We start from the raw sequence: 13896 nt of genomic DNA, 5'->3' as shown, positions 1-13896 counted from the left end.
GGCCGGCGTCGGATCCTCACCCCCCGGCCGCGGGCTCCGGGTCCGCCGCGACGCGGCCGTGCAGGTGGACGTCCCGGAACGCGTCGTGTCGGCCCGCCTCGAACATGGCGCCGCGGAGGGTTCCCTCGGCCTGGAAGCCGCAGCGTTCCGCGACGTGGCAGGAGACCTCGTGGCCCACGGCGTGGCCGAGTTCGAGGCGGTTCAGGGCGAGGTCGGTGAAGCCGTAGCGGGCGGCGAGGGTCAGGGCTCGGGTGGCGACCTGGCGGCCCCGCGCCTCCGGGAGGACCCAGTAGCCGACGCGGGCGCAGCTCATGACGTGGTCGATCTCGTTGACGCCGATGTGGCCCAGCGTCCCGCCGCTCTCCGCGTCCGTGACGCGGAACGAGACGTTGGTGCCGTTCGTGGCGCTCGCGATCCGGGACCGCAGCGCCTCCCGGGCGCCGTCGATGTCCCGGATGAACCGGAGCGGGGTGTTCCAGCGCTGGAACTCCGGGTCGGTCAGTCCGCGCAGATACGCCGAGACGTCGGCGTCCGACTCCGCGTCCCAGGGGCGCAGCCGAAGACCGAGCCCGCTCAGCTCGGGGAACGGGTGGACGGCGAACTGTTCGTGGACCTCGGCCATCCAGCCATTGAAACCCTTCCCGCCACCGGGGTCACGTCCGGAGCGGTCCGGACCCGCCCGCCCCGGCCGGCCGGAAGACGGGGATCCCGGACCGGAAGGCGACCTCCAGGTCCATGCCGATCCGCAGGTCCGCCTGCTCGCACCCGACCACCTCGGTCATCATCCGGGGCCCCTCCTCCAGGTCGACGACGGCGGCGACGTACGGCACACGGCTCCCGAAGGGCGGCAGGTCGTTGCGGTGGACGGTGGACCAGGTGTACAGCGCGGCGCGGCCGCTCGCGGGTCGCCAGCCCACGTCCTCGCTCCAGCAGAGCGGGCAGAACTCACGGGGGTAGTGGTGGGCGCGGTCGCAGGCCGCGCAGTGCCGGATCAGCAGCCGTCCCTCGGCCGCCGCGTCCCAGTACGGGCGGGTGAACGCGTCCGCCTCCGGCACGTCGAAGGCGGGGGCGGGGGGAACGGAGGCGGCGGGCGCGGCCGATCCGGCGTCCGCGCCCGGTGCGTACCGGGATCCCGCCGCGCGCCCGGCGCCAGGCGTGGCCGCGGGTGTCGGCGCCGCGGCGGCCGCCGCGGTCCCGCCGGTCCGCGTCCCGCCCTGCTCCGTCCCCGGCCCGCTCACCGGAACAGCCCCAGCGCGTCGTCCAGCGACCAGGTCTGCCAGGCCATCCCGAACAGCGCGACGACCGAGATCAGCGCCATCATCGCGTTCTGCCCCTGCTCCGCCCAGTCGTGGATCATCAGCGTGAAGTAGAGGAGGTTGAGGAACAGGCCCGCGATCAGGGCGACGGGGGTCAGGAGTCCGGCCACCAGCCCGAGGCCCAGGGCCAGTTCGGCGTACACGACGACGTAGGCCATCGTCCGCGGGCGCGGGGCGACGACGGTGTCGAAGCCCGAACGCACCACGTTCCACCGGTGTTTGTGCGCGACGTCCGCCGCCCACGCGATCCCGGTCCCCCGCTCGAACCAGCCCTTCCTGTCCTTGTGCCGCCAGCTCTCCAGCCACCACAGCCCGAGGCCGATCCGCAGCACGGCCAGCCACTCCGCCCCGCCGAGCCAGATCGTGTCCATGGAGCAACCTCCCGCGGAAAGCCGTAGCCGTAGCCGCCTGCAGCCGTATCTGACGGTACGTCAGTTTCGATGTTCCGGGTGCGTGCGCGCAAGAGGCCGGACATGGACGCCGGTACGGGCGGGGGGAGTTCGGCCGTACGGTCCGCCGTCCGGGCGGAGCGGCACACGGACGGACCCGTACTCCGGCGAAGGGACTTCGGACGCGCCCTCTCGCGCCCCGCGGCCGGCCCGTGGACCCCCGCCCCCACCTGCCACGATCGACCGCTCCCGCCCTCCCCCACCGCGATGAGGTGACCTACGCCACCGGCCGCACCCCCTCCTCCACCAGCCGTGATCAGTTCGCAACCGATTCCGGTCTTGACCGAGACCTATCAACCGAAGTCGTGATTACGCTCGCGCACATGGCCGACTCGACTGCTTCCACGACATCCCGCCCGGTGCCGTCCCACGAGGACCGCCCCGTGTACGTGATCGGGGGCGGCCCCGGCGGCCTCGCCGCGGCCCACGCGCTGCGCGCCCGGGGCGTACGGGCCGTCGTGCTGGAGAAGTCGGACCAGGTCGGCGCGTCCTGGCGGCGGCACTACGACCGGCTCCACCTGCACACCACCCGGCGGCTCTCGGCGCTTCCGGGACTCCCGATGCCGCGCAGGTTCGGACGCTGGGTGTCACGCGACAACGTGGTGCGCTACCTGGAGAAGTACGCCGAGCACCACCAGCTGGAGATCGTCACCGGCGTCGAGGTCTCGCGCATCGAGCCCGCCCCGGGCGGCGACGGCTGGCTGCTGCACGCCACCGGCGGCCGGGAGCTGACCGGCAGCGCCGTGGTCGTCGCGACCGGCTACAACCACACGCCGCGCATCCCCGACTGGCCCGGCCGCGACACGTACACCGGCGAGCTGCTGCACGCCGGCGAGTACCGCAACCCCGCGCCGCACGCCGGCCGCGACGTCCTCGTCGTCGGCGCCGGCAACACGGGCGCCGAGATCGCCGTGGACCTCATCGAGGGCGGGGCCTCGCGCGTACGGCTCTCGGTGCGCACCGCGCCGCACATCGTCCGGCGTTCCACCGCCGGCTGGGCGGCGCAGTTCACGGGGATCGCCGTACGGCGCCTCCCGGTGCGCCTGGTGGACGCGCTCGCCGGCCCGATGGCGAAGCTGAGCGTGCCCGACCTGGCCGCGCAGGGCCTGCCCCGGCCCGACACCGGGCTCTACTCCCGGGTCAACGAGGGATCCATCCCCGTGCAGGACGTCGGCCTCATCGACGCCGTCCGCAAGGGGAAGGTCGAGATCGTGGCCGCGGTGGAGGGGTTCGAGGACGGCAAGGTGGTCCTCGCGGACGGCAACCGGATCGGCCCGGACACCGTGATCGCCGCGACCGGCTACGACCGCGCCCTGGAGGGCCTCGTCGGACACCTCGGTGTGCTCGACGGCCGCGGGCGCCCGGCCGTGCACGGCGCGCGCACCCCGAAGAACGCGCCCGGCCTGTACTTCACCGGATTCACCAACCCGATCAGCGGCATGTTCCGCGAACTCGCCCTGGACGCCGAGAAGATCGCCAAGTCGGCCGCCCGGCACGCCTCCGGACGCCGGGACACGGCGGCCACCGAGGGCTGAGCCGCCCGCCCTTCCATCCGCACCCCGGTACGCGCCGCACCGTCCTGCACACCCCGCACGCCGCAGCGCGCCGCCATGGGTCGCGCCGGGCGTCCTCACCGAGTACGGGCCGGCCCCGCGCAGGCCCTGCGCCGGCATCCACTGGGCGGGTACCGCAACCTCCGCCTACCGGAACGGCTCCATGGACGGCGCCGTCAGCTCCGGCGCACGCGTCGCGAAGGAGATCCTGGCCGCCCTGTGACGGCCCACGGCCCCCGCCTGCCGTCGGCAGGCGGGGCGCCACCGGCGCGCGGGCCCGGTCAGGAGGCCGCTGTCAGCTCCGCCAGCTTCTGGAACTCGCCCAGGTCGTAGTTGGCGAGCGCCGAGTCCAGGTTCGTGAGCGCGCCGAGCCGCTCGACGAAGCCCTTGGGGTCGTACTCGATCTGCAGGGCGACGCGACTGGACGTGTCGCTCAGCCGGTGGAACGTGACCACTCCGGCGTGTTCGACGCCCTCCACGGTGCGCCAGGCGATGCGGTCCTCCGGAATCACCTCGGTGAGTTCCGCGACGAAGTTCTTGTCGGCGCCGGGCAGTTTGAGCTGCCAGGCGAAGCGCTGTCCGTCCAGCATGTCGACCCGGCCCACGTGACTCAGGAAGGCCGGCCACCGGGTGACGTCGCTCCAGAGTGCCCACGCGACGGAGACAGGGGCCTGAACATCGACGGTTTCGACCAAAGAGGCGGACAAAGCGACTCCTCACACATTCCGGGCTCCGGACGGAGCGTTCCAGCGGTGGCGAGTACCCGCACGGGAACCACGCATGCGGCCGAGGCCGCGCAGAGACCGGCACCACCGACCGCGAACCGGACACCAGGCCCGCAAGCCCGCCGACGCCTTCGCCCAGCGCGGTGACGCGGCCGTGCGCAGGTGCTGGTCGCGGTGCTGCCGCAGGTCGTCGCCAAGGCGTCCGAGCCGCTGAGCGCCCTCGACAGGATGCCGAGCCCTCCTTCGGGGCCGGGGGCACAGCCGCGAACAACTGAAGCTCCGCCGCGGCGACCGTCCCACGCTGATGGCGGGCGGCCTGTCCGGCCGGGGCCCATCGACCAGTCCGTCGAGGCGGGCCACCGATCACCGAACCGAAAATCCGTCGAGACGACCCGAACGGTCGAGGACATTCGCTCATGTGCTTCGCCGGGAATGCGGGTTCGATGCACGCCGGACACGCTGACGAGCATCCCGCCCGTCCTCCGAAGGAGATCAGCTATGACGTCGTCCCGTGTGGTGCGGCCTCACTCGCGTCGAATACGTGCAGCCATCGCCACGTTGGTGACCGCGACGGCTCTGTCGGTGTCGGCGCCGGCCTTCGCCGACGGGGGGTCCACGGCCCACGACAACGGAACCGATGCTGCCGGGGGCAAACCGACCGTCGTGCTGGTGCACGGAGCATTCGTCGACGCGTCCAGTTGGAACGCAGTTGTGGCACGCCTACAGGCGGATGGCTACCGTGTCATCGCTCCCGCCAATCCGCTCCGTGGCCTGCCCACCGACTCCGCCTACATCGCCAGCGTCCTGCGGAGTGTCAAAGGCCCCATCGTTCTGGTCGGCCAGTCGTACGGCGGCGCAGTGATCAGCGAGGCGGCTACCGGCAACCCCAACGTCAAGGCGCTCGTGTACGTTTCCGCCTTCATGCCGGACAAGGGCGAGGCCCTTGGCCAACTCGCCGCCAAATTCCCCGGCAGCGAGCTCAACCCCGCCCTGGTTCAGGTGCCCTTCAAGAACGCGGACGGCTCCACCGGAACAGATCTCTATGTCTCCCCGGACAAGTTCCGAGCCGTCGCCGCTGCGGACCTCCCGGAGATGGCCACATCGGTGGCGGCCGCGGCCCAGCGCCCCATCTCAGCCACGGCCTTCACCGACAAGGCGACCTCCGCCGCGTGGCGGACCATCCCGTCCTGGGCCGCCGTCGCCACCAACGACAAGGCCATAGCCCCCGACCTGGAGCGCTTCGAAGCCAAGCGCGCCGGCTCCCACACCGTCGAGATCGATTCCTCGCACAGCGTGATGATTTCCCACCCCGACGCCATCACCGATCTCATCCGCGATGCCGCCCGAGGGCAGTCCTCCACACCGGCCCTCGCCGAAACAGGACTCACCACCCTCGGGATCGCCGGCGCTGCCGCCGCCGGCGGCATGCTCATCGCGGGAGCAGGACTCGTCGTGGTCAGTCGGAAACGGTCGACCGGCGCGCGGTGATCGGCAGTGTCCCGGGTACGTCCCCGCGAGCCCGGGAAGTGGGTCTGGCGCGGTGGAGGTCTTCTACTCGTTCGACGATCTCTGCACGTGCGCCGACGACCCGTGCCCGCTCTCAGGAGGCTTGATCACCGAGAGGGTGATCATGTGCCAGTGCCACGGCTCGGAGTTCGACGTCACCACGGGCGTGGTGAAGAGGGGCCGGCTTCCCGGCAGCTCACGGTGTACACGCTGAAGGTCGTCGATGGCGACGTCCGTATCCAGGTATGACGTCGGCGCGAGTCCTGGCGAGTCTTCGGTGTGGACCGGCCTCCGAGCGGTGCGGCGGTAGCCCCTACGTCAGGGCATCCTCCGCGACGCGGCCGCAGGCACAGCCCAGGGCCTTCGCGGCGCGGCGCGCGGCGTCTACCGAGGTCGACCATTGCAGCGATGTGCGGGGCGTCAGCGCAGTGCAACCTCTCCGGCGTGGACGGCGCGCAGGGCGCGCTCGACGGTCTCCTGGCTTTCGCCGACCGGGGCCACGTAGCCGAGGACATCGCGCACGGCGTCCTCGCCGAGCGTGCGGGTCATCACCCACGTGGCGAGGTACTGGGAGGCCAGGCAGCCGCCCGCGGTGGCGATGTTGCCCTCGGCGTGGAACGGCGTGTCCAGCACCGTGACGTCGCAGGCTTCCACAAAGGGCCGGCTCTTCACGTCCGTGCTCACCGGCATGCCGTTCAGCAGTCCGAGCCGGGCGAGGACCAGCGCGCCGGAGCACTGGGCGCCGATCAGCTGTCGTGCCGGGTCGAGCGACAACCGGGAGATCAGCCGGTCGTCGGCGACCACCTCGCGCGCCTTCACCCCGCTGCCGATCAGCACGACGTCCGCCTCGGTCACGAACTCCATCGGGCGCTGCCCGGTCACCTCGACACCGTTCATCGACGTGACCACCGGCGTCGGCGTCGTGATGAAGGCCTCCAGGCCGTCCTTCCGGCACCGGTTGATCAACGCGGAGGCGATGAAGCTGTCCAGCTCGTTGAATCCGTCAAACGTGACCACGGCTACCTGCATGGCGTCTCGTCTCCTCACTGCACGGCACTGGAAATAGAGACTCTCATGCGCTCTGCGCCCGGGTCGCGGGCCAATGGGCGATCGGTGGCTTATCCCTCGGTGCTGCGGTTGTCGAGATCTGCCATGCCATGGAAGGTGGAAGGCGGTGGTGCGCGGCACAGGGGTGAAACGACCGCGAGGCCGGCGCAGGCCCCCTCGTCACGGAGAGGAACCGAGTGGCATGGCGCCCCCATTGAGTGTGAACGTGTTCACGGCACCGGAGAAGGAACTGGTGGCCGAGCGGTCCCGGCCCTTCGGGCCGCCACCGGCCTGGGATCCGATGACCTCGACCCTCGTCTTCGGCGAGCACGACGCTGTCCTGGTCGACGCCCTCACCACGGCCGCCGAGGCTGAGGCCCTGGCGGCCTGGGTAGGCCTGCATCACCGCAACTTGACCACGATCTACATCACCCACGGTCACCTGGACCATTTCGCCGGCCTCGGCGTGCTGTTGCATCACTTCCCCGGCGCCCGCGCCATCGCCACTGCGAAGACGGTCGAGTACGCGCTCAAGCAGGTCGGGCGGCTGCCGGTGTACCGCAAACTGTGGCCCGGACAGCTTCCGGCCGCCACCGCCGTGCCCGAACCCTGGAACGAGGAGACCTTCTCCCTGGAGGGCCACGAGCTGCGGATCATCGAGCAGGGCCAGACAGACGCCGTCGACTCCACCTCCCTGCACGTGCCGGTCCTGGACCTCGTCATCGGCGGAGACGTCCTCTACAACCGGTGCCACATGTTCGTCGCCGCCACCACACCCGAGAGCCGCGAGAACTGGATCGCCGCGCTGGACCGGCTCGCCGCCCTCAACCCGAAGATCGCGGTCGCGGGCCACAAGAAGCCGGGCGCTCCCGACACTCCCGACATCATCACGGCGACCAGGCAGTACCTCACCGACTTCGGCCGCCTCCAGCAGGAGACCAGGAGCGACCAGGAGCTCTACGACGCCATGACCGAGCTGTATCCCGACTGGGTCAGCCACCAGGCGTGGCTGATGTTCGGCTTTTAGCAGGCTTGCGGGTCAGCTGTCATGGGAAGTCCCCCACGGCCTTGCCGAGGTCGCGTTCGAGGTCGCCAGGAGTCTGCAGGCCCCGCCCGGCGAGGTGGTCCAGGCGCTCACGGCTTTCGGGCCGGGCGATCAGGCTCTGGAAGGTGGCGGCGTCGGATCGGATGTGCGCGGGGGACGCCAGGGTCAGGTCGTTGACGGCACGCTTGGCCACCCGCACCCCTTCGGGCGGGAAGCCGGCGATGCGTTTCGCCAGGCGCTCGACGAAGCCGTCCAGTTCGGTGTCGGGCAGGGCGCGGTTGATCCAGCCGTAGCGTTCGGCGGTGTCGGCGTCGAAGTCGTCGGCGCTGACGATGGCCTCGATGGCGCGGGTCCGACCGAGCCGCCGGGCCAGGTGCTGAACGCCACCCGCGCCGGGCAGGGCGCCGGTGCCGGACTCGAACTGCCCGAAGACCGCTTTCTCGCGCGAGGCGAAGATCATGTCGCACGCGAGCGCGAGTTCGTTGCCGCCGCCGCGGGCGCGCCCGCGGACCTTGGCGATGGTGATCACCGGAACTCTCGCCAGTTTGTACAGGAACATGCCGAGCGAGGCATCGCCCGGGCCACCCGCGTTCGCGGCCTCCGCGGTGTACTGCGGGACCGCCGTGAGGTCCACGTGCGCGGAGAAATAGTCCGGCGAAGCGCTGTCGATGACGACGACGCGCACGTCACCCGGGTCGGCGTACAACATGTCGACGAGGGAGACCAGGTCACGGACCAGGTCGACACCGAGGAGGTTCAGGGTGCCGGCGTCGAGGGTGGCGAACAGGACGCCGTCCTCCAGCCGGGTCCGGATCGACGGATGGTCGACGCTCATGATGGCTCCTGGACGTGAGGTGGACGCGAGGACCGAGCCCCTGTCCCAGGGTGCCCCCCTGTGCACCGCGGGCGCCTGCTGGGAGACGGAGAGAAGTCCCTTGCGCGTGGTTGTCGTAGGGGTACTGCGAGGTCCTCGTCCTCGGCCCGGTGTTCCGCAGTTCTTCGAAGGACCCCTGAAAACCACGCAGCTGGTTGCCGGCGACCAGCGGCTCCTGGTACTCCGCCTACGACGATCAAGTCATCCAACTCCGCCAAGTCCGCCTGGAAGCCCACCGCTCTGTCCTCGATGATCGACACCTGCACCAACTGAGAGCATCCCCGTAGGCCTGTCAGTCCACGTCCGCACGGTGTCGCGGGATGCCGCCAGGAGCCGGTCTCTGTTGTCCAGGCGTAGCCCTCAGGTCAGGGTGTGGGCAAGGGGCCCTCCGGGTCGGGCCCCTCCCAGAATTCGGCGCCGAGAGTTTCTTTCAGCAGGGCGTACATCCTCGTTCGGAAGTGGGCGGTCACGAGCCATGGGCGGGTGAAGATGCGGATCTCCTCAACCTCGCCTGCATCGTTGAGGGTGAACATCTCCACGAGTTGCTGTACGTGACCGTCCACGTATTCATCGATCACCACCGCGAATCCCGATCGGCCCTCGATGTCGAGGACGGCACGAACCTTGAGGTCGCTGAAACTTTGCGCCGCTGCTTCGAGGACAGGCCCGACGACAGCCTTCCCCGTCGGCTCTTCGCTCAGGATGGGGGAGTACAGGGTGACATCCTGCGCCAGGGGCGGGACGGCCGGATGGTCGACCCAAACCGGCGTCGGCCCATCCGGGGTATACGGTCCGGATCCGAGACTCGGGTCTGCGAGAGCGTGATCTGTCTTCGCGATCACTTCGCGCAGAGCGGCCATGAATGGCCACGGCCGACCGTAGACGTCGATGGTGGCAATCAGGCCCGCAGCGTTGTATCGGGCGAGGGCCACGATCTCTGTCGGTCGTCCGCCGGGGCTCGCGCTGAACACGACCCCCTCCACCTCGTCTCCCTTGAGCCGGGCTGTAGCTTCAGGCGCGGCGAGCGCCTGCTGGTACGTACCGAGCGCTGCCGAAACAGCGTCGCGACCGGCGATGCGACGCGCGACCAGCGGAGTCGCGAGAGAGACGTCCTCGGCAAGCGCTGTCGGGGCCTCTCCAGAAAGTGCAGCGTTCAACTGATCCGACATCGCGCGCTCCTTGGGGTCACGATCAAGGCGAGCCTCGGGTTTCGGGGAATACGCGCGTACGAGGTCACACGGGCGCGCTCGGCGCCGGCGCCCCAGGCCACCAAGAACCATCTGATGTGCCGCGGCTGTATCCCGAGCGGTGCCACAGAATTTCTGCGCCACAGCCGAGTTCGTCGCCGCCCTTCCAGCATGCGCCTGGAGCTTGACGCGGCGCATGCGGGAGGACACGGGCACTCGTTCACCTGGGAATCCGAGGCCAGGAGGTTCGGGTGCCAAGCCCGGCCGATGGGGAACGCTGCTCTCGCCGTCAACGAACTACGCGGTCATCACGACTACCGGCTTCGCGGGGTCCAGCGCCAGGAGTTCCGCGTGCTCGGCGGTGAGCAGGCGCGTTGATGCGGTGTCGATCCGACGAGTGAGCGGGACCAAGCCATCCTCACCCAGAACACCGAGGCACCGGCTGATCACGCATCTCGGTGGTGACGCACCTCCCCAACTGTGAACCGCCGCGGCCCCCGACCTCAATGCTCGGAGGGACAGCGAGCCTACGTCTCCTACCAGGGTCGGAATGAAGCCGCTCTGCGAGCCCAGGCCTCCACCGTCAACCGGCATTGGTCAGTCCGTGAGCTGCTGTGGTTCGCACTGCCCGGATCCGCTCCTGGTGAGCACCGTGCGCGCGGCCTGCAGCAGTTCTTCGGAGATCGGGTCACCCCGGGTGGCGCGGGCGAGGGCGAGGGCGCCGACCATGGTGCACAGCTGGGCCATGCCGTCGTCCTCGTCGGTGGCCAGCCGGGCGGCTCGGTTGCGTACCCCGTTGATGTAGACCTGCTGGGAGCGAGCGGCCTGGTCGGGCTCGCGCCCGAGATCGGCGGCGAATCCCGAGACGGGGCAGCCGTCCCCGGCGTGATCACGGTGCCAGACCGAGAGGTAGTGCTCGATCAGCGTGCTGCGGGCGGCTTCATGGTCCTCGGTGAGCGCCTCCGGCCCGGCCGGCGAGTGTGCCGCCGGATCCTCGAAGGCGTGGGCGATGGCCTTGTCGACCAGATCGTCCTTGGAGGCGAACTGCTTGTAGAACGCGCCGTGGGTGAGCCCGGACGCTTTCATCAGGTCGGCGATGCTGACCGTGGTGCCCTTCTCGCGGAACATCCGGGAGGCAGTGGCCACGACGTACTGCCGGTTCTCCTGCGCTTGTGCCTTGGACGCGCGGCCCACGGGATCACCCTCCTCCAATAGCTGTCACTTGTCATTTATTCTATCGCGTGTTTAGTCTTATGGCGACATCTATTCTGCTCCGGTGAGGCCATCCGCAGGGGTCAGGAGGGTCATGCGCTGCCTGCCGCCGTCCGAGACGACGGTCCCCTCTGGGTAATCCCAGAACCACCGACAGCACTGGAGACGTCCTGTGGCATCACCACCGATTCCCGCCGGGTCCTCGGCACCTGCGCCGTACACGCCACCCGTGCCGCCGGCGCAGCGGCGAAGGGTTTCCGAGGGGGTCCACCGCCGGCGCTGGGCCATCCTGGCCGTGCTCGCGTTCAGCCTCCTGGTGGTGATGCTGGACAACTCGATCCTCACCGTGGCGATGAAGACCATCGCCCAGCCTGCTCCCACCGGACTCGGCTCCACCCAGAGCCAGTTGGAGTGGGCAGTCAACTCCTACACGCTGGTCTTCGCCGGACTGCTGTTCACCGCGGGTCTGCTGGGTGACCGGCTCGGCCGCAAGAAGGTGCTGCTCTTCGGCATGGCCGTGTTCGGTGTGGCATCCGTGCTGTCCGCGCTGTCGGACTCCTCCGGGCAGCTCATCACCTTCCGCGCCGTGATGGGCTTCGGCGGCGCCTTCATCCTGCCCGCCACCCTCGCGATCATCATGAACGTCTTCGAGCCCGAGGAGCAGCCCAAGGCCATCGGCATCTGGACCGGCGCGGTCGGCTTTGCCATAGCCGCCGGCCCCATCGCCGGCGGCGTTCTGCTGGAGCACTTCTGGTGGGGCTCGGTCTTCCTGGTCAATGTGCCGATCGTGGGCGCAGCGATGGTCGCGATGCTGGTGATCGTCCCCGACTCCAAGGACCCCAGGCCCGGCAGGCTCGACCCGGTCGGCGTGCTGCTGTCGATCGTCGGTCTGGCGGGGCTGGTCTACGGCATCATCAAGGGCGGCCAGCTGGGCGACTTCACCCGGCCCGAGGCGTGGGCGACGATCCTGTGCGGCCTGGCGGTCCTTGCCGGTTTTGTGGTGTACGAGGCCCGCAGCGACCACCCGGCCCTCGATGTCGCCTACTTCCGCAACCGGCGGTTCTCCGCCTCCGTCGCCGCCATCGGCCTCGTCTTCTTCGCGCTCATGGGCGTCACGTTCTTCAGCGTCTTCTACAACCAGAGCGTGCGCGGCTACAGCGTCCTGGAGTCCGGACTGCTCGTGCTGCCGCTGGCCGCCTCCCAGATGTTCTTCGCCCCGCGGGCCCGGCTGGTCGTCAACCGCTTCGGCGCCCGAGCCGTGTGCGCCGCCGGCCTCGTCCTGACCGCCGCGGCCTTCGCCGGCTTCCTGCTGCTCGGCCAGGACACCCCCATCTGGGTACTGGAGGTGCTGTTCTTCCTGATGGGCACGGGGATGGCCCATGTGATGCCACCCGCCACCGTCATGATCATGTCGTCGCTGCCGCGCGAGAAGGCCGGCTCCGGATCCGCGGTCAACAACACCTTCCGGCAGGTCGGCGGGGCCATGGGCGTCGCCGTGCTGGGGTCGCTGCTGTCCACCACCTACCGCAGCGGCATCGACGGCCACCTGGACGTACTGCCCACCTCCGACCGGCACGCCGCAGGTGAATCCCTCCAGGCGACCCTTACCGTCGCCGAGAAGCTGGGGCCGGCCGGCAGGGTCCTGGTGCAGCCCGCGTACGACGCCTTCATCCACGCCATGCACATCACCGCCATAGGATCCGCAGCCGTCGCCCTGGCCGGCGCGGTCGTCGTGCTGGTGTTCCTGCCGGGCAAGGCTCCTGCCGCGGCCGCCGGCGCTACGAATCCCGGCGCCGGACCGTCTGAGCCCGACGGTGATCACGAACCATCCCGCCAGAGCCACGGTGACGCTGCGGGAGCCAACGCCTCACTGACGCTCTGATCACAGCTCAAGACAGATATTTTCCATCCCCTCGAAGGAGATCACCCTGATGACTGCTCACAATCTTGTTCTCATCCCCGGTGCCGGCGGCGTGGGCCGCACGATCTTCGAGCACCTGCGTGCTCAGGACGTGCCGGTGCGCTTCATGGTTCGCCACGATGACGAGAGGGCCGCTGAACTGCGGGCACAGGGCGCAGAGGTCGTCATCGGTGACCTGACCCGGCCTGAGACGGTGGCGGCCGCGCTGCAGGGCGCGACACGCATGTACTTCGGGATGGCCGTTTCACCCCATCACCTGTTGGCGGCCACCACGGTGGCCTCCGTGGCAAGGGAGTACGGACAGCTGGAAGCCCTGGTGGACCTGTCACAGATGACCGTGTCGCAGATGACCGCCACCAGCACCGAGGAGTCCCACCAACAGCGGCTGCACTGGCTGGCAGAGCAGGTGCTGGACTGGTCCGGCCTGCCCGTGGTGCACATCCGGCCGACGGTGTTCCTGAACACCCCGCTGTTCACGGATCTGGCAGCGCAGTCGATCAAGGAAAACGGCACGATCGCCCTGCCGTTCGGCACCGGACGCACCTCACCCGTCGCCGTGGACGATGTCGCCCGGGTCCTCGCCACAGTCCTCCGCGACCCGGCTCCGCACATCGGGCAGGTCTACGAGCTGACTGGGCCACGCTCGGTCGACATGACAGAACTGGCCACGGATTTCTCCCGGGCCCTGGGCCGAGAGGTCTCCTACGTCGACCTGCCCCCGCGGAGGTGGGAAGAGCAGCTCCCCAAATTGGGCCTGTCCCCGCACGTCGTTCAGCACATCATCACCATGGCCAAACTGCATCGCGGCAACCGCTACGACCGCGCGACCGACGGCGTGGAGCGCGTAACGGGCGTCCCTCCTCAGTCGATCGAGGCGTTCGTGGCCGCACGCAGGGATTTCTACCTGGGCTGAACCGCTCCGGACGACCGGCCGCCGACCCCACGCGCACCGAATGCGCATGACTGACCACGATGAGTTCCCGTCCTGCCTTGCGAGAGCTGAGCCGTGGTGGCAGGCGACCGTCGGTCTGCACAACGCTCGCGGGAGGCGCATCCTGAAG

At 69.7% G+C, this 13896-nt stretch carries 14 protein-coding genes and 1 pseudogene; 7 read left to right on the top strand and 8 right to left on the bottom strand.

Translation table 11 applies throughout. The features are described 5' to 3' along the window. Window positions 1–16: 16 nt before the first annotated feature. The 3 genes from ACIRQH_RS14325 to ACIRQH_RS14315 all read right to left on the bottom strand — a co-directional run bounded on the left by ACIRQH_RS14325 (window position 17) and on the right by ACIRQH_RS14315 (window position 1687). Window positions 17–622 carry a GNAT family N-acetyltransferase gene (locus tag ACIRQH_RS14325; RefSeq protein WP_388872456.1) on the bottom strand — a complete coding sequence of 202 codons (606 nt, stop codon included), beginning with the start codon at window positions 620–622 and terminating at the stop codon, window positions 17–19. Window positions 623–653: 31 nt separating this feature from the next. Next, complete coding sequence (locus ACIRQH_RS14320; protein WP_358818042.1) at window positions 654–1055, bottom strand: Zn-ribbon domain-containing OB-fold protein; 402 nt, start codon at window positions 1053–1055, stop codon at window positions 654–656. Window positions 1056–1234: 179 nt separating this feature from the next. Then, a complete protein-coding gene (locus ACIRQH_RS14315; protein WP_404225922.1) occupies window positions 1235–1687 on the bottom strand; it encodes a DoxX family protein in 453 nt (150 codons plus the stop codon). Between the two features lie 401 nt (window positions 1688–2088). Here ACIRQH_RS14315 and ACIRQH_RS14310 point away from each other — a divergent pair, with 401 nt between their 5' ends. Together ACIRQH_RS14310 and ACIRQH_RS14305 are read left to right on the top strand one after the other, a co-directional pair. Beyond that, window positions 2089–3300, top strand: coding sequence for an NAD(P)/FAD-dependent oxidoreductase (locus ACIRQH_RS14310; protein WP_358817968.1), 1212 nt, complete (start codon window positions 2089–2091; stop codon window positions 3298–3300). Window positions 3301–3406: 106 nt separating this feature from the next. Beyond that, window positions 3407–3541: pseudogene (locus ACIRQH_RS14305) on the top strand (FAD-dependent oxidoreductase); the annotation flags it as partial. 58 nt (window positions 3542–3599) lie between these two features. Here the strand turns inward: ACIRQH_RS14305 and ACIRQH_RS14300 are convergent. Next, entirely contained in the window at window positions 3600–4025 is a 426-nt protein-coding gene (locus ACIRQH_RS14300) for an SRPBCC family protein (RefSeq protein WP_358817967.1), read from the bottom strand. Between the two features lie 516 nt (window positions 4026–4541). Between ACIRQH_RS14300 and ACIRQH_RS14295 the strand changes: the two genes are divergently transcribed. Continuing rightward, window positions 4542–5531 (top strand): alpha/beta fold hydrolase, encoded by a 990-nt coding sequence (locus ACIRQH_RS14295; protein WP_388872451.1) that lies wholly within the window; start codon window positions 4542–4544, stop codon window positions 5529–5531. A gap of 52 nt (window positions 5532–5583) precedes the next feature. After that, a complete protein-coding gene (locus ACIRQH_RS14290) occupies window positions 5584–5763 on the top strand; it encodes a Rieske 2Fe-2S domain-containing protein (protein ID WP_388872448.1) in 180 nt (59 codons plus the stop codon). A gap of 206 nt (window positions 5764–5969) precedes the next feature. On the opposite strand, the gene ACIRQH_RS14285 is transcribed toward ACIRQH_RS14290, so the two are convergent. Next, on the bottom strand, window positions 5970–6578 hold the full coding sequence (locus tag ACIRQH_RS14285; RefSeq protein ID WP_388872445.1) for a DJ-1/PfpI family protein: 609 nt from the start codon (window positions 6576–6578) through the stop codon (window positions 5970–5972). A gap of 220 nt (window positions 6579–6798) precedes the next feature. Here ACIRQH_RS14285 and ACIRQH_RS14280 point away from each other — a divergent pair, with 220 nt between their 5' ends. Then, the gene (locus ACIRQH_RS14280) at window positions 6799–7623 is read left to right on the top strand and encodes an MBL fold metallo-hydrolase (RefSeq protein ID WP_388930667.1); all 825 of its coding nucleotides are present in this window, start codon (window positions 6799–6801) and stop codon (window positions 7621–7623) included. Between the two features lie 19 nt (window positions 7624–7642). Here ACIRQH_RS14280 and ACIRQH_RS14275 read toward each other — a convergent pair whose 3' ends face one another. From ACIRQH_RS14275 to ACIRQH_RS14265, 3 genes are all read right to left on the bottom strand, one after another. Further along, window positions 7643–8476 carry an enoyl-CoA hydratase/isomerase family protein gene (locus ACIRQH_RS14275; protein ID WP_388872439.1) on the bottom strand — a complete coding sequence of 278 codons (834 nt, stop codon included), beginning with the start codon at window positions 8474–8476 and terminating at the stop codon, window positions 7643–7645. Between the two features lie 404 nt (window positions 8477–8880). After that, entirely contained in the window at window positions 8881–9684 is an 804-nt protein-coding gene (locus tag ACIRQH_RS14270) for a hypothetical protein (protein ID WP_388872436.1), read from the bottom strand. Window positions 9685–10299: 615 nt separating this feature from the next. Then, complete coding sequence (locus ACIRQH_RS14265) at window positions 10300–10896, bottom strand: TetR family transcriptional regulator (protein ID WP_388872434.1); 597 nt, start codon at window positions 10894–10896, stop codon at window positions 10300–10302. Between the two features lie 247 nt (window positions 10897–11143). Between ACIRQH_RS14265 and ACIRQH_RS14260 the strand changes: the two genes are divergently transcribed. Both ACIRQH_RS14260 and ACIRQH_RS14255 read left to right on the top strand, forming a co-directional pair. Then, window positions 11144–12796, top strand: a complete 1653-nt coding sequence (locus tag ACIRQH_RS14260; protein ID WP_404225917.1) for an MFS transporter — start codon at window positions 11144–11146, stop codon at window positions 12794–12796. A 49-nt stretch (window positions 12797–12845) separates the two neighbouring features. Next, complete coding sequence (locus tag ACIRQH_RS14255; protein WP_388872427.1) at window positions 12846–13748, top strand: NmrA family NAD(P)-binding protein; 903 nt, start codon at window positions 12846–12848, stop codon at window positions 13746–13748. The last annotated feature ends 148 nt before the right edge of the window (window positions 13749–13896 follow it).

Origin of the sequence: Streptomyces sp. NPDC102279 (assembly GCF_044766365.1) — a bacterium.
In the GTDB taxonomy this organism is placed as follows: domain Bacteria; phylum Actinomycetota; class Actinomycetes; order Streptomycetales; family Streptomycetaceae; genus Streptomyces.
Note: the sequence above shows the minus strand (reverse complement) of the source record. Positions and strands in the feature narration are given on the sequence as shown.

Excerpts from the sequence above, each read along its gene's own strand:
- ACIRQH_RS14325 (WP_388872456.1), bottom strand. The coding sequence starts at position 622 with ATGGCCGAGGTCCACGAACAGTTCGCCGTCCACCCGTTCCCCGAGCTG.
- ACIRQH_RS14315 (WP_404225922.1), bottom strand. The coding sequence starts at position 1,687 with ATGGACACGATCTGGCTCGGCGGGGCGGAGTGGCTGGCCGTGCTGCGG.
- ACIRQH_RS14310 (WP_358817968.1), top strand. The coding sequence starts at position 2,089 with ATGGCCGACTCGACTGCTTCCACGACATCCCGCCCGGTGCCGTCCCAC.
- ACIRQH_RS14295 (WP_388872451.1), top strand. The coding sequence starts at position 4,542 with ATGACGTCGTCCCGTGTGGTGCGGCCTCACTCGCGTCGAATACGTGCA.
- ACIRQH_RS14285 (WP_388872445.1), bottom strand. The coding sequence starts at position 6,578 with ATGCAGGTAGCCGTGGTCACGTTTGACGGATTCAACGAGCTGGACAGC.
- ACIRQH_RS14280 (WP_388930667.1), top strand. The coding sequence starts at position 6,799 with ATGGCGCCCCCATTGAGTGTGAACGTGTTCACGGCACCGGAGAAGGAA.
- ACIRQH_RS14275 (WP_388872439.1), bottom strand. The coding sequence starts at position 8,476 with ATGAGCGTCGACCATCCGTCGATCCGGACCCGGCTGGAGGACGGCGTC.
- ACIRQH_RS14270 (WP_388872436.1), bottom strand. The coding sequence starts at position 9,684 with ATGTCGGATCAGTTGAACGCTGCACTTTCTGGAGAGGCCCCGACAGCG.
- ACIRQH_RS14255 (WP_388872427.1), top strand. The coding sequence starts at position 12,846 with ATGACTGCTCACAATCTTGTTCTCATCCCCGGTGCCGGCGGCGTGGGC.